This is a genomic window from Streptomyces sp. NBC_00310 (assembly GCF_036208085.1).
Lineage (GTDB): Bacteria > Actinomycetota > Actinomycetes > Streptomycetales > Streptomycetaceae > Streptomyces.
Genome location: NZ_CP130714.1, coordinates 8,440,961 through 8,455,568 on the forward strand (window position 1 = coordinate 8,440,961; position 14,608 = coordinate 8,455,568).

10 protein-coding genes are annotated in these 14,608 nt (G+C 70.5%); 6 read left to right on the plus strand and 4 right to left on the minus strand.

Translation table 11 applies throughout. The features are described 5' to 3' along the window. Window positions 1–45: 45 nt before the first annotated feature. On the minus strand, window positions 46–243 hold the full coding sequence (locus OG202_RS36960; protein WP_326575879.1) for a DUF4236 domain-containing protein: 198 nt from the start codon (window positions 241–243) through the stop codon (window positions 46–48). A 270-nt stretch (window positions 244–513) separates the two neighbouring features. Further along, a complete protein-coding gene (locus OG202_RS36965; protein WP_327727408.1) occupies window positions 514–1,236 on the minus strand; it encodes a VOC family protein in 723 nt (240 codons plus the stop codon). Between the two features lie 376 nt (window positions 1,237–1,612). Here OG202_RS36965 and acnA point away from each other — a divergent pair, with 376 nt between their 5' ends. Continuing rightward, the gene (gene acnA, locus OG202_RS36970) at window positions 1,613–4,330 is read left to right on the plus strand and encodes an aconitate hydratase AcnA (protein WP_326575875.1); all 2,718 of its coding nucleotides are present in this window, start codon (window positions 1,613–1,615) and stop codon (window positions 4,328–4,330) included. Window positions 4,331–4,429: 99 nt separating this feature from the next. Here acnA and OG202_RS36975 read toward each other — a convergent pair whose 3' ends face one another. After that, a complete protein-coding gene (locus tag OG202_RS36975) occupies window positions 4,430–5,431 on the minus strand; it encodes a helix-turn-helix transcriptional regulator (RefSeq protein WP_328224202.1) in 1,002 nt (333 codons plus the stop codon). A 56-nt stretch (window positions 5,432–5,487) separates the two neighbouring features. Beyond that, on the minus strand, window positions 5,488–9,192 hold the full coding sequence (locus OG202_RS36980; RefSeq protein WP_328224203.1) for a S8 family serine peptidase: 3,705 nt from the start codon (window positions 9,190–9,192) through the stop codon (window positions 5,488–5,490). 259 nt (window positions 9,193–9,451) lie between these two features. On the opposite strand from OG202_RS36980, the gene OG202_RS36985 reads away from it, so the two are divergent. The 5 genes from OG202_RS36985 to OG202_RS37005 all read left to right on the plus strand — a co-directional run bounded on the left by OG202_RS36985 (window position 9,452) and on the right by OG202_RS37005 (window position 14,360). Next, window positions 9,452–10,180, plus strand: a complete 729-nt coding sequence (locus OG202_RS36985) for a response regulator transcription factor (protein WP_328224204.1) — start codon at window positions 9,452–9,454, stop codon at window positions 10,178–10,180. Then, a complete protein-coding gene (locus tag OG202_RS36990) occupies window positions 10,177–11,691 on the plus strand; it encodes a sensor histidine kinase (protein ID WP_327727404.1) in 1,515 nt (504 codons plus the stop codon). Before OG202_RS36985 ends, OG202_RS36990 begins: the two co-directional genes overlap by 4 nt. A gap of 42 nt (window positions 11,692–11,733) precedes the next feature. Continuing rightward, on the plus strand, window positions 11,734–12,501 hold the full coding sequence (locus tag OG202_RS36995; RefSeq protein ID WP_328224205.1) for a hypothetical protein: 768 nt from the start codon (window positions 11,734–11,736) through the stop codon (window positions 12,499–12,501). A 46-nt stretch (window positions 12,502–12,547) separates the two neighbouring features. Beyond that, entirely contained in the window at window positions 12,548–13,003 is a 456-nt protein-coding gene (locus OG202_RS37000; protein WP_327727402.1) for a hypothetical protein, read from the plus strand. 283 nt (window positions 13,004–13,286) lie between these two features. Next, complete coding sequence (locus tag OG202_RS37005; protein ID WP_327727401.1) at window positions 13,287–14,360, plus strand: lytic polysaccharide monooxygenase auxiliary activity family 9 protein; 1,074 nt, start codon at window positions 13,287–13,289, stop codon at window positions 14,358–14,360. The last annotated feature ends 248 nt before the right edge of the window (window positions 14,361–14,608 follow it).

Below are 14,608 nucleotides of genomic sequence, written 5' to 3' on the forward strand. Positions count from 1 at the left end.
TGCGGCGTGACGAGGCGTCAGCCGTACGGCGGGCCATCGGTGGGCTCAGTGGCGCTTCGCGTTGCGCGTACGGCGCCAGCCGAAGGGGCCGGGCAGATCCATCGAGGTCGTGCGGCGTCCCGTGCTGCTGTGCGTGTGGCGCGGGCCGTTGCGGCCGCCGGTGGTGATGGACCAGGAGCGCTTGTTGATGTTCAGTCGCACACCCGGCAGGATGCGGAAGCTCTTGCGGAACGTGAGCGGCATGTGTGCCTCCTTTCCGATGGACACCGGGTACCCCCCTCGGCGGTTCGCATCCCTGTCGCTTGTCGACAACTGCGAGTTCCGAGAGGGGTATTGGCCGGGGATCGGGAAGGGGAGGCTCGTGAACCGCCGCGGTGCGTGGGGGGCGCGCGCGGAGGTGCGAGGGCGCCCCGTGGCGCCTGACCGGCTCGTGGCACCCTGACCGGTCCCGTCGCGCCCTGACTGGCGTCGCGTGGCGCCCTGACCGGTCCCGTCGCGCCCTGGCCGGTCGCGTCAGCGAGGCGGCAGTACGCAGAACTCGTGGCCGTCGGGGTCGGCCATCACCACCCAGTCGACCTCGCCCTGGCCGATGTCGACGCGTGTCGCCCCGAGGGAGACGAGGCGGTCGACCTCTGCCTGCTGGTCGCCGTCGGCGGGTGGGACGAGGTCGAAGTGCAGCCGGTACTTGCCGGCCTTCGGGGCCAGCGGCGGGCCGCCCCAGGTGATCTTCGGGCCGCCGTGCGGTGAGCGGATCGCGGTCTCCTCGTCCTGGTCCCAGACCAGCGGCCAGCCCAGCGCGCGGCTCCAGAAGTAGCCGACCTCCTGCGAACCGTCGCTCGCGAGCGCTCCGACGAATCCGCAGTCGGCGAGGAAGCCGTTGCCCGGCTCGATGACACAGAACTCGTTGCCCTCGGGGTCGGCGAGGACCACATGCTCCTCTTCCGGGAGCTGGCCGATGTCGATGTGCCGACCGCCGAATTCCAGCACCCTCGCCACGACCTGCTGCTGGTCGTCGAGGGACTTGCTGGTCAGGTCGAAGTGCATCTGGTTCGGGACGGTCTTCTTCTCCTGGCTCGGCAGGAAGCGGAGCCGGAACCCGGTGTCGTCGTTCGGCGCGAGCGCGATGCCGTCGTAGGGATCGTCGGCCGTCTCCCAGCCCAGGACGCCGGCCCAGAAGCGCGCGAGGCCGACGGGGTCGTTCGCGTCGAAGCAGAGCGCGTGGAGGTGGGACGTCATGCCTGGGGATCTCCGATCCGCTGACTCACGGCCGCGGACGGGCTCGGCCGGCCGAGGACGGGGCTCGTCCCCGCTGCCCATGAGGACGACAATGCTAAGAAGCCCGGCAACCGCCGTGCAACGCGATAAACGGCCCGGAGCCGTGCCCGCTCGCCCGGAGATTGGCGCACGCCACATCGGGCCGGGCATGACCAGCCCGCGCCCATGTACTACTGTTATCTCGACATCGAGATATCTGCCGAGGCGCACTGCGGCCGCACGTCCCGGCCTGTCTGGCGGTAAGGGCTACCTAACTTAGCCTTACCTTAGCGGGTCGGCCAAGGGGGCGTGGCGGCAGGATGCGGTGGTACGCGCACATGGAATGAAGGAGACTGTCGTGTCGGCGAACAGCTTCGACGCCCGCAGCACGCTGCAGGTGGGCGACGAGTCGTACGAGATCTTCCGGCTGGACAAGGTGGAGGGCTCGGCTCGCCTGCCCTACAGCCTCAAGGTCCTGCTGGAGAACCTGCTCCGCACGGAGGACGGCGCGAACATCACCGCCGACCACATCCGTGCCCTCGGCGGCTGGGACTCGCAGGCCCAGCCCAGCCAGGAGATCCAGTTCACCCCGGCCCGCGTGATCATGCAGGACTTCACCGGTGTGCCCTGTGTGGTGGACCTCGCCACCATGCGTGAGGCCGTGAAGGCGCTCGGCGGCGACCCGGCGAAGGTCAACCCGCTCTCCCCGGCCGAGATGGTCATCGACCACTCCGTCATCGCCGACAAGTTCGGCACCAACGAGGCCTTCGCGCAGAACGTCGAGCTGGAGTACGGCCGCAACAAGGAGCGCTACCAGTTCCTGCGCTGGGGCCAGACCGCGTTCGACGACTTCAAGGTCGTCCCGCCCGGCACCGGCATCGTCCACCAGGTGAACATCGAGCATCTGGCCCGCACCGTCATGGTCCGTAACGGCCAGGCGTACCCCGACACCCTCGTCGGCACCGACTCGCACACCACCATGGTCAACGGCCTCGGTGTGCTCGGCTGGGGCGTCGGCGGCATCGAGGCCGAGGCCGCGATGCTCGGCCAGCCGGTCTCCATGCTCATCCCGCGCGTCGTCGGCTTCAAGCTCACCGGTGAGCTGACGCCGGGCACCACCGCCACCGACCTCGTGCTGACCATCACCGAGATGCTTCGCAAGCACGGTGTCGTCGGCAAGTTCGTCGAGTTCTACGGCGAGGGCGTGGCCGCCACCTCGCTCGCCAACCGCGCCACCATCGGCAACATGTCGCCGGAGTTCGGCTCGACCGCCGCGATCTTCCCGATCGACGGCGAGACCATCAAGTACCTGAAGCTCACGGGCCGCAGCGAGCAGCAGCTCGCGCTCGTCGAGGCGTACGCCAAGGAGCAGGGCCTCTGGCTCGACCCGGCCGCCGAGCCCGACTTCTCCGAGAAGCTGGAGCTCGACCTCTCCACGGTCGTCCCCTCCATCGCCGGCCCGAAGCGCCCGCAGGACCGCATCGTCCTCGCGAACGCCGCCGAGCAGTTCAAGGTCGACGTGCGCAACTACGTCGACTCCGTGGACGAGGCGGGCCAGGAGTCCTTCCCGGCCTCCGACTCCCCGGCCGTCGCCCCGAACGGCGCCCCGTCCAACCCGGTCACCGTGACCGCCCCCGACGGCTCGACGTACGAGATCGACCACGGCGCGGTGACGGTCGCGGCCATCACCTCCTGCACCAACACCTCCAACCCGTATGTCATGGTCGCCGCCGCGCTCGTCGCGAAGAAGGCCGTGGAGAAGGGCCTGACCCGCAAGCCGTGGGTCAAGACCACCCTCGCCCCGGGCTCCAAGGTCGTCACCGACTACTTCGACAAGGCGGGCCTGACCCCCTACCTCGACAAGGTCGGCTTCAACCTCGTCGGCTACGGCTGCACCACCTGCATCGGCAACTCCGGCCCGCTGCCGGAGGAGGTCTCCAAGGCCGTCAACGACCACGACCTCGCGGTCACCTCGGTCCTCTCCGGCAACCGGAACTTCGAGGGCCGGATCAACCCCGACGTCAAGATGAACTACCTGGCCTCCCCGCCGCTGGTCGTCGCGTACGCCCTCGCGGGCTCCATGAAGGTGGACATCACGCGCGACGCCCTCGGCACGGACCAGGAGGGCAAGCCGGTCTACCTGGAGGACATCTGGCCCTCCGAGGCCGAGGTCAACGACGTCGTGGCGAACGCCATCGGCGAGGACATGTTCTCCAAGTCCTACTCCGACGTCTTCGCGGGCGACGCCCAGTGGCAGGCCCTGTCGATCCCCGAGGGCAACACCTTCGAGTGGGACCCGCAGTCGACGTACGTCCGCAAGCCCCCGTACTTCGAGGGCATGACGATGGAGACCACCCCGGTCTCGGACATCGCCGGCGCCCGCGTCCTCGCCAAGCTGGGCGACTCGGTCACCACCGACCACATCTCCCCGGCCGGCGCGATCAAGGCCGACACCCCCGGAGGCAAGTACCTCACGGAGCACGGTGTCGAGCGTCGTGACTTCAACAGCTACGGCTCGCGCCGCGGCAACCACGAGGTCATGATCCGCGGCACGTTCGCCAACATCCGCCTGCGCAACCAGATCGCGCCGGGCACCGAGGGCGGCTACACCCGCGACTTCACCCAGGACGGCGGTCCGGTGTCGTTCATCTACGACGCCTCGCGCAACTACATCGAGCAGGGCATCCCGCTGGTCATCCTGGCCGGCAAGGAGTACGGCTCCGGCTCGTCCCGTGACTGGGCGGCCAAGGGCACGGCCCTCCTCGGCGTGAAGGCCGTCATCGCCGAGTCGTACGAGCGCATCCACCGCTCGAACCTCATCGGCATGGGCGTCCTCCCGCTCCAGTTCCCGGAGGGCGCCTCGGCCTCCTCCCTCGGCCTCACCGGCGAGGAGACCTTCTCCTTCACCGGCGTCGAGGAACTGAACAACGGCACCACGCCGCGCACTGTCAAGGTCACCACCGACAGCGGCGTCGAGTTCGACGCGGTCGTCCGCATCGACACCCCCGGTGAGGCCGACTACTACCGCAACGGCGGCATCATGCAGTACGTGCTGCGCAGCCTGATCCGCAAGTAAGCGGCCAGGCAGGGCAGTTGAGGGCCGCATCCCCGGTGACGGGGGTGCGGCCCTTCGCCGTCCTCGACGGCCGATCCGAGGGGGCTCCCGCAGACCGCGCTACAACCAGCCGCGCTGCGCCGCCCGCATCCCCAGCTGGAAGCGGCTCGCCGCCCCCAGCCGCTCCTGGAGGTCACTCACCCGGCGGCGCAGGGTCCGCAGACTCACGCCCAGGTGGCGGGCCACCGCCTCGTCCTTCATCCCGGCCGCCAGCAGCCGTGTCAACGCCCGCTCGCCCTCGGAGAGTTCGGCGTCCTCGGCGGGCCGGCCGAGCGGAGCCGCCTGCTGCCAGGCCAGGTCGAAAAGCTTCTGCAGGGCCTCGGTCACCGCCGAGTGCCGTACGACGGCGGCGCAGTAGCCGCCCGCCGGGGAGGCGGTCAGCGGGAGCATCGCCCGACGTCCGTCGACCACCAGCAACTTGACCGGCACCGACGGCAACACCCGGGCCTGTTCGCCGAGTTCCACCATCTTCCAGGCGTGGGACAGGACGTCCGGGTCCTCCAGGGCGGTCGCGGCGTAGACCGTGCGATACACGATCCCGCGGCTGAGCAGATCGGCCTGGAGGTCCAGCTGTGGGGTACGGGGGGCTAGATAGGGAGGCGTGTCGAAGACACACACCTCGTGCTCGGCGTGGGCGTACAGCTCTTCCAGGCGTGCCGCGTTGGCGCCCTCCCCGGAGACCACCTCGACCAGCCGGGACGGCTCCTCGCGCAGCAGCCCCGCCTCGTACGCGGTCGCCATCTCCTCGGCGGTGGCGGCGAGCAGTTCGGACTCCGTCTCGCGCCGCCGGATCAGCGCGCGGATCGCCACCCGTGGGTCGACCGCGCGTAACCCGCCCATGGAGTCCGGCGGTTGCAGCAGACCGAGCGCCAGCAGCCGGTTGCAGGACTCGCGGACCCGGGCGGGATCGGCGCCGGTCAGCAGCGCCCAGCCGGCCGCGCCCGCGTCGGGTTGGTGGAGGACCGACTGGTACACCAGCTCGTCGAACGCGGAGACCCCCACCGCGGACCAGGGGCTCGCGGCAGGGGTCTGTCGTGCCGTGTCATATGCCGTGTTCACCATGGCCCGGCACGCTAGAGGATCTTTGTTAAGGCCGAGGCACAGGTCGAGGGCGAGGCCTACTTCAGGCCGAACGCCCGCAGTACGGTCTGGTCGATCCGGTTGCCGTCACGGTCGGTGGCCCGTACCCGCAGCGACACCGTCTCGGCGCCCTTCGCGGGCTTGAACCGTGCCTTGCCGTTCTTGACCTCCGCCTCCTTCCAGGACGTGCCGTCGTCGTAGGAGACCCAGGCCTTCAGGCCGCTCGCCTTCACGCTCCCCAGCTGGTTCGCGACCGGCAGCCCGACCTCCAGCTCCCGGCCGCTCCTGGCCCGGTTGAGGAGGTCGAGGCCCTTCGGGGCGATACCGACCGTGAGTATCGGCAGGGCCGTCTCGCTGTCGGTGTGCGCCGAGGCGAAGGTCCACTCGGTGTGCGTGCTCGTGGAGTACGTGGCCCAGGCGGCCCGGCGCTGCACGTCCAGTACGAAGCGGTACGAGGCCTTGTCCGCCGCCACGTCGAAGGTGCCGTACCCGCCGAACGTCGAGTCACCGACCAGCTGCCCGTCCGCGTAGAGCTTGCCCTTCGCGGTGTTGTCGGTGCCGTCGATGTAGCCGTAGTGACCCGGTGTGGAGTCGCTCAACTCCGCCACGGAGAGGGTGAGTTTGTCGCCGGTGCGTTCGGAGAGACCGTACTCCTCGCTGGTTCCGGGGCGGACGACCTGGCGCAGCCAGCTCTCGGTGGGCTCCGTGCCCGGCTTGCTGAAGGTCCTCAGCGGGCTCCACTGCCCCCTGAACGTATTCCAGTTCGGATAGACGACGTGCCAGGTACGGGTGTCGGGGTCGACGTAGTAGTACTCGTCGCGTTCCGTGCCCAGCTGCATGTACATGCTGTTCTCGATGCCGAAGAGCTGCCAGGGGCGGTAGGTGTACAGCGCGTCCGCGCCGATCTCGCCGGCCGTGGCTCCGTGGTAACGGGCCTTCCGCTTCACGGTGTTGGAACGGTCCAAGCGGTACGTCTGGTCGGCGGAGATGGCTCCGCTCTGCGCGGCGAGCAGGTTGTAGGCATACGGACTGACCGGCGTGCCGCCCAGCTTCAGCGTGACCTTCTTGCCGGTCTTCAGCAGGCCGGTGAGCTTGGCGCCCTCCTCGCCGGTGGCGATCATCAGCGGGACGGTGGTCGCGCGGTCCACGGCCTCGATCCAGAAACCGGGGGTCTTGCGGTACGCGATGAGGTAACCCGCGCCGGCCTTGGTCGCGTTGTCCAGAGCGCTCTGTGCCCGCTCCGTGGCGCCGAGCGCGACCACCGCCACCTTGCCCTTGACGTCGAGCCCCGCGAAGTCGGCCTCGGTACCGCCGCCCGCGTCCACGGCCTGGACCTTGTGGTCACCGCTGATCTTCAGCGGGAAGTCCTCGTACGTCTGGGAGTAGTAGAGCGAGGACAGCTCGGACTTCTCCGGGCTGGTGACGCTCGCCGTCAACTCCTTCGCGTACAGGCGGAACTTGGCGGAGAACTCCAGGGTTCCCTCGGTGACCTGCTCGGCCGGCGTCACATAGACGTGGTCGGTCCAGAATCCCTGGCTGTAGGTGAGCCCCCAGGCGTTGCCCGGCCCCTCGCGGTGCACGTTGGTGCTGAAGCCCTGGAACTCCGAGTCCTCCTTCGTCTTCGGCTTGATCTCCACCGCCTTGCGGGCGTCCAGGACGACCTCGGTGTCCCCGTCCACCTTGATCTCGGGGTTGACGACCACCGAGGTGCCGACGGCCACCCCGCCCGCGTCGCGGTCCGGGATCCAGGTCGAGACGGAGTAGGTGCCGGCCGGAACCTGCCAGGTCCAGCCGGTGCCGATGAAGCCGTACTGGTCGGGGTAGGCGCCGTTCAGCTCCATGAGCGTGTAGAGCGACCCCCCGGTGGGCGGCTTGCCGTCGCGACCCAGGAGCGAGACCTTGAGGTCGTACGTCCTCGGAGCCTTCTCGAAGCCGACACCCGTGGTGACCTGGATGCCGTCGGCGATTGCCGTGATGTGGCCCGTGTACCGGCCCTGCTCCTCCTGCGCGGGGTCGACGCCGACCGGGACCGTGGCGGTGCCCCGCGCGGGCACGGTCAGCGTGCCGCTGCCCACCGTGACGTCGGCGAGCGACGAAGAGATCTTCAACTCCACCGCTTTGTCCGTGGTGTTGGTGTACGTGATGTCCTTGGTGGCGATCTCGGTGTCGCCGTCCTCGAACTTGCCGAAGCTCAGCGTCGGGGTCGCGAAGACGTTCTGTCCGACGGCCCGCACGGCGTCGACCCGCCCGTCGCCCTGCTCGAACACGGAGTTGTCGGCGTTCGTCTTCGCCGTGGTGGCCAGGGCTTCCTTGATCTGCCGGCCGGTCCAGTCCGGATGCGCCTGCGCGACCAGCGCGGCGGCGCCCGCGACATGCGGGGTCGCCATCGACGTACCGTTCGCCGTCGTGTAGTTGTCGTCGACCGGCGTACCCATGGTGGTGCCGGCGGCACGCGCGGCGGTGATGCCCACGCCCGGCGCGGTGATCTCCGGCTTGACCGCGAAGTCACCGGGGCGTGGGCCTCGGCCGGAGAACGACGCCAGCCGGTCCGACTTGTCGACCGCGCCCACGGTGAGCGCCGAGTCGGCGATGCCCGGGGTGCCCACGGTCTGCTCGCCCGGGCCCGCGTTGCCCGACGCGATGACGAAGAGGCTGCCGGTGGAGGCGGACAGCTCGTCGACGGTCTCGCTGAGCACGTCGGAGGGGCCGGTCGCCGTACCGCCCAGCGACATGGAGACGATTTTCGCGCCGGAGCGAGCCGCCCACTCCATACCCGCGATGATCCAGGAGGACTGGCCCCGGCCCGCGTTGTTCAGCACCTTGCCGACCACCAGCTCCGCGCCCGGTGCCACGCCCTTGTGACGGCCCTCCGAGGCCGCGCCGGACCCCACGATCGTGGACGCAACATGGGTGCCGTGTCCGTGACCGTCCTGTACCTCCTGGTCCGGGACGAAGCTCCGGGACTCGGCGACCCTGCCCGCGAGATCCGGGTGCCCGCTGTCCACACCGGTGTCCAGGACCGCGACCTTGACGCCCTTGCCGTCGTAGCCCGACTGCCACACCTCGGGTGCGCCGATCTGCGGGACGCTCGTCTCCAGGGACACCTTCACCTTGGCGTCCAGCCAGATCTTGTCGATGCCCTCGCCGAGTCGCCGCGCGGCCTTCGTGGCGGGCTCGGTGCCGAGTGCCGGGGCGATGTCCGACCAGAACGCGGTCGACTTCTCGGCACTCAGCGCAGCGCCGTCGATCCCGGGCAACGCGAGCGTGCGGCGGGCGCCGTCGGGGGTCGCACCGCCCTTCGCGTACGTCGCGATCACGGGGGTGGTGCCGGTCCTGGCATCGGTGTAACCCTGCTTCACCAGCCGGGTGACGTTGAAGAGGGCCGGATCGAGGCGGCCCGCCTGGAGCAGCGGGATCGCGTCCGCCGGCAGGACACTGACCTCGCCGTCACGTTCGCTCGACAGGAACGTGGCGGCCTCGCGGCCCGCACCGCGCCGTACGTCGACGGCGTACCTGCCGTCCGGGCCGGCCGTGAGCGAGACGGTGTCGCCGGTGATGAGGGTGACGGTCTGCGTGGTGGATGTGCTCGCGGTGTCGGTCTTCTTGGTGCTGGTGCTGGTGCTGGTGCTGGTGCTGGTGGCGGTGGCGGTGCTGGTGGCGGTGCCGGCCGCCGCGGGCGTGATCGCCGCCGCGAGCAGACCGGCCGCTCCTGCCACGGCCCCGAGGGTGTGGAGTCTTCGCATGGGTGTGCGTCCTCCCCTGAACGCTGACGAACGCTTCCGGCCTGGTGGGCGGAAGCCAGTGATCAGAGTGGGCTGCGCGCCGAGAGAGGCTCAAGGGGTTCCTGTGGCCGGTCCGTGCCAACGCCCTCTTCGGACAAGGCAGTTGGCGGCATCCGTACGTCCCCGTGCGGAGCGCCGTCCATGCCCGCCGACCAGGTCACACGGCTCCGGCTCAGCCGGAACACAGGGTTCCCCCAGACAACCGCGACAGGATCAGGACATGGCTGGCACCCCCGCGACCCGAAACGGCCGAGTCCGTGTCCTCATCGTCGACGACGAACCCGGGCTCACCGAACTGCTGTCCGTGGCCGTCACGGAGGCGGGCCGGCGCGCCTACCCCGCGGCCGACGGGTACAGCGCGTTACGGGTCGCGCGCGGCTGCGCCCCGCACGCCGTCGTGCTCGACGGGATGCTGCCCGACCTCGACGGCCTCCGGGTGCTCCGGCGGCTGCGCTACGAGAACCCGAGGCTGTCCGTCCTCATGCTCACGGCCCGGGACGGGCTCGAGCACCGTATCGACGGACTCTCGGCGGGCGCGGACGACTACGTGACCAAGCCGTTCTCCCTGGCGGAGGTCGTCCTGCGGCTGCGCGGACCGCTGTGCCGCTCCGGCGTCGAGGAGAGCAGGTCGTCGGACGACGGCGCTCTCGTGCTGGGCGAGCTCGCCCTCAGCGAGGAGACGCGAGAGGTGCACCGCGACGGTACGCCGATCCAGCCGACCGCCAAGGAGTTCGAACTGCTCGGCCTGCTGCTCGGCCACCCGCGCCAGGTGCTGAGCAGGGCCCAGATCCCGGACCACCTGTGGAGCAGCTCCTTCGACGGCGGCGGCAACCTGGTGGAGGTCTACACCTCCGGCCTCCGCCGCAAGATCGACAAGGGCAGGGCGCCGATGATCCACACGGTGCGCGGACTCGGATACGCGATCAGGGCGGGGGAGGACACGAGATGAACGCTCTGCTCAGGAGCGGGTCCCTGCGCACGCGGCTGCTCCTCTTCGTCTCCGCCACGCTGGTCGCGGTGTGCGCCGCGATGACGCTGGCCACGGTCTTCGCGCAGCGCGCCTCGCTGCTGGGCGCCCTCGACCAACGGGTCACCGACGCCGCCGAGCGCAGCCTGGGCGGGGCGGGCGTCGGGCCGCGCAACCACACCGACCTGGGGTTCCTCGGAGAGCAGGGCCAGGCCGTCGGCACCCTCGCCGCGCGGCTGGACGGCGACGGGAACGTCACCTCCGCCGAGGTCATCGACGTGAGCGGCGACCCGGAGGCCCTCAGCGCCGACCAGCGGGCCGCCCTCGACGGCATCGCGGCCGACGGCTCCACGCACACGCGGACCGTGCCCGGCCTCGGCACCTACCGGATCACCGCCCTCAGCGAGGACGGGCTGCACGTCCTGACGGGCCTGCCCATGGACGACGTCCAGGACATGATCGGCGGTCTCGTGGTGGTCGAGGCGGCGGTCGCGGGCGCCGGCCTCACCATGGCGGCCTGCGTCTGCGCGGTCGTCATCCGGCGTCAACTGCGCCCCCTCGGCCGGGTCGCCGCGACCGCCGTCGAGGTGGCCCGCTCCCCGCTGGACCGGGGCGAGGTCACCGGCCTGCCCCGGGTGCCCGACCGTGACACGGACCCGGACAGTGAGGCCGGCCAGGTCGGCGCCGCCCTCAACCGCATGATCGACCACGTCGAGGCCTCCCTCGCCCAGCGGCAGCGCAGCGAGGAACGCATGCGCCGCTTCCTCGCCGACGCCAGCCATGAACTCCGTACGCCGCTGGCCTCCATCGCCGGGTACGCGGAGCTGATGAACCGGGGGCCCGACCGGATCGAGCCGACGGTGGCGTGGCGGCGCGTGTCGGCCGAGTCGGCCCGGATGACGGGCCTGGTCGAGGATCTGCTGCTCCTGGCCCGGCTGGACGACGGCCGGCCCTTGGAGTCGGCCGAGGTGGACCTCGCGGCCCTGGTCGCGGAGGCGGTGTGGGACGCGCGGGCGGCGGGCGAGGGCCACCACTGGCAACTGGCGCTGTTGCCGGACGCTCCGGCCCTGGTCACCGGCGACGAGGCACGCCTCCACCAGATGGTGGCCAACTTGTTGGTCAACGCCCGTGTGCACACGCCTGTCGGCACGACGGTCACGGCGTCCGTCGAGACCACCGCCGACCGATGTGTGATCCGCGTACGCGACGACGGCCCCGGCATTCCGCCGGCCTTTCTCCCCTCCGTCTTCGAACGCTTCACCCGCGCCGACGCCTCCCGCGCCCGAGCCAACCCCCACGAGGGCGGCTCCGGCCTCGGCCTCGCCATCGCCGCCGCGATCGTCTCCGCCCACGGCGGCCGTCTCGACGTCGCCAGCGAGCCGGGCCACACCGAGTTCACCATCGAACTCCCCCCGACCGGCACGACCGAACTCCCGACCATCGACACGGTCTCGGCACCTTCGGTGCCGTCGGTGCCTTCGATTTCGGTGTGATCGCCGGGGGAGGGCTGCGGGATACCGGGCTAGCCTGGCGGGATGATGGGGGAAGAGGATTTCGGTCCGCTGTTGAAGCGGCTGCTGGACCGCAGGAGCCTGGATTCGGCGGCCCTGTCCCGACTGGCTTCCGTTCCCGAGCCCGAACTGCTGTCCGTCTTCCACGGCGAGACACCGAGCCCGTCTCTCCTCCGTCGGCTCGCGCCCGCGCTCGGTCTCCACTCGGCGGACGTCTTCGCGATCGCGGGCGCCGACATCCCCGACGACCTCGCCCCTCTGGACGCGACGGCCGGACGGCGCGTTCCCCACCTCACCCGGGACGCCGTCGTCCTGCCACCGGAGCAGAGGGAGGCATTGCGCCGACTCGCGGCGTCCCTGCCGCAGGTAGAACGCACGCGGCCTGTCCCCGAACCACGGCCGCACCAGCAGTACCCTCCGGGCCCCGGCGCCCTCCTCATGCGCATGATCCGGAACCGAAACCTCGGCTGGACAGCCACCGCCCACATTTTCCTGGTGGTCACAGGCCGCTACTGGTCCGCCGCCACCTACGGAGGGGTCGGCCGCGGCCGCACGCCCCTGACCCCCGACCTCGTGGCCGACTTCGCCGTCCTGCTCGACGTCCCCGCCGCCGACCTCACGGCGCTGACCGGCGTCCCCCTGCCCGCCACCCCCACGCCCCCGAACCCGGCCGTCACCGGCGTCGCCGAACTCATCTGGGCCGTACGCCGCCTCACCGCGAGCCAGCTCCAACAGGTCGGCGACACCGCGGAAGCCATGCGGAGGCAACTGCCCGACAGGAACCCCGCCTGACGGCCGGCCACCCCACGGCCGCCCTCACCCCCTCATGGAGGATCCGATGCGCCGTGCCCCACTGCCGTACGTCGACGAGCACACGACCGTCGTGGCGGCGGCCCCCGACGCCGTCTGGCAGGCCCTCGGTGAAGCCCTGGACGCGGCCTTCTCGAGCCCCCGGGCGAGCCGTTACGCGGGACTCGTGGGCTGCGCCGACCGCACGGTGTCCGGGCCGCGGCCGCCGGCCGAGGGCTCGACGTTCCCCGGCTTCCGCGCGGTGACCGCGATCGCGGCCGAGGAGCTGACCCTCCACGGCCGACACCACTTCTCGACGTACGCGTTCACCTTCCGCCTCGAACCCGCGGGCCCCGGCCGCGTCCGGCTACGGGCCGAGAGCCGTGCCGCCTTCCCCGGCCCGTTCGGCACCCTGTACCGGCTGCTCGTCGTCGGTACAGGCAGCCACGCGGTCCTCACCCGCCGCCTGCTCATGTCGGTACGGCGTCGCGCCGAGCGGCCCTGACCGACCGTGCGCGAGGAGGGCGACGTAGGGCCGTGCCGGCACCGTCCACCACGGTCACGGGTCGCGGCTCACGTGTGTCGGTGCGCGTCAGCCGTTTACAAGCGAACCACTCCGCGCTAGCTTCCGAAGCAGGTGGGGGTGGGAGCGCTCCCATATGGTGCGGCGGACCGGAACCCGCTGCCCCGGGCCCGTTCCCGCCCCGCACCACTCATCCGCACGCACGACGCATAGGCACGCGCACGTTCCCCCCACCTCCAAGCCGTACACGCAAGGAGCGTCTGTCATGCACGTGACAACTCTACGATTAAGGCTGCCCCGGCGCCACAGGGCACTCCTGCTCATCCTGCTCGCCCTCGTCACCACGATCCCGGCACTCGGCCTCGTCGTCACGGCCGGCAGTGGCAAGGCGGAGGCGCACGGCACTCCGATGAAGCCCGGCAGTCGCACCTTCCTGTGCTGGCAGGACGGGCTGACCGACACCGGCGAGATCAAACCGATCAACCCCGCCTGTCGTTCCGCACAGCAGGTCAGCGGCACGACCCCGTTCTACAACTGGTTCTCGGTGCTCCGCTCGGACGGTGCCGGCCGCACCCGCGGCTTCGTCCCGGACGGCCAACTGTGCAGCGGTGGCAACACCAACTTCACCGGGTTCAACACCCCCAGCGCCGACTGGCCGTTGACCCATCTGACCTCCGGCGCGACCGTCGACTTCTCGTACAACGCGTGGGCGGCGCACCCGGGTTGGTTCTACGTCTACATCACCAAGGACGGCTTCGACCCGACGAAGACGCTCACCTGGAACGACATGGAGGAACAGCCGTTCCTGAGCGTCGACCACCCGCCGCTGAACGGCAGCCCCGGCACGGTCGAGGCCAACTACTCCTGGCGGGGCCAGCTGCCCGCGAACAAGTCGGGCCGCCACCTCATCTACATGGTCTGGCAGCGCTCCGACAGCCAGGAGACCTTCTACTCCTGCTCCGACATCGTCTTCGACGGCGGCAACGGAGAGGTGACCGGCATCAAGGAGCCCGGCAACCCCACCGACCCGGTACCGGGCGAGTGCGCCGCGACCCGCCGTACGACGGGCAACTGGACCGGCGGCTACCAGTCCGAGGTCGTCGTCACCAACACCGGCGACGTGCCGATGCTGGGCTGGATGGTCAACTGGACACTGCCCGCCGGTCAGAAGGTCGACAGCCTCTGGAGCGGAAGCGCGACCTACACCGGACAGGACGTGATGGTGCACAACGCGAACTGGAACGGGTCGCTGGATCCCGGCGAAACCGCCACGTTCGGGTATGTGGTGCAGGGGTCGGGAGGTGATCCCGCGACGACGCTGCCCTGTCGGGTGGGCTGAGTCGACCCGATCCGCGGAACCGGCCCTGTGCGGGGGCGGGCGGCGCGCTCGGGGCGGACCGGGTGGACGGGCGGTGCGTGCCCACCCGGTCCGCGAGCCGCGACCCGGTACGGGGGAGACCGGGCGCGGAGGGAGTGCGACTGTGGGGACCCATCGACGGGACAACGTTGTCGAGTGGTCTGGACAAGACCCTATCGTTTCAACGGGCAACCAAGTCAAGCCGGTTGGGGTCGGGTAGGTCACAGCGC

Bases quoted from the DNA above. Each gene is read 5' to 3' on its own strand.
- OG202_RS36960 (WP_326575879.1), bottom strand. From the start codon at position 243: ATGCCGCTCACGTTCCGCAAGAGCTTCCGCATCCTGCCGGGTGTGCGA.
- OG202_RS36995 (WP_328224205.1), top strand. From the start codon at position 11,734: ATGATGGGGGAAGAGGATTTCGGTCCGCTGTTGAAGCGGCTGCTGGAC.
- OG202_RS36975 (WP_328224202.1), bottom strand. From the start codon at position 5,431: ATGGTGAACACGGCATATGACACGGCACGACAGACCCCTGCCGCGAGC.
- OG202_RS36980 (WP_328224203.1), bottom strand. From the start codon at position 9,192: ATGCGAAGACTCCACACCCTCGGGGCCGTGGCAGGAGCGGCCGGTCTG.
- OG202_RS36990 (WP_327727404.1), top strand. From the start codon at position 10,177: ATGAACGCTCTGCTCAGGAGCGGGTCCCTGCGCACGCGGCTGCTCCTC.
- OG202_RS37000 (WP_327727402.1), top strand. From the start codon at position 12,548: ATGCGCCGTGCCCCACTGCCGTACGTCGACGAGCACACGACCGTCGTG.
- OG202_RS37005 (WP_327727401.1), top strand. From the start codon at position 13,287: ATGCACGTGACAACTCTACGATTAAGGCTGCCCCGGCGCCACAGGGCA.
- OG202_RS36985 (WP_328224204.1), top strand. From the start codon at position 9,452: ATGGCTGGCACCCCCGCGACCCGAAACGGCCGAGTCCGTGTCCTCATC.
- OG202_RS36965 (WP_327727408.1), bottom strand. From the start codon at position 1,236: ATGACGTCCCACCTCCACGCGCTCTGCTTCGACGCGAACGACCCCGTC.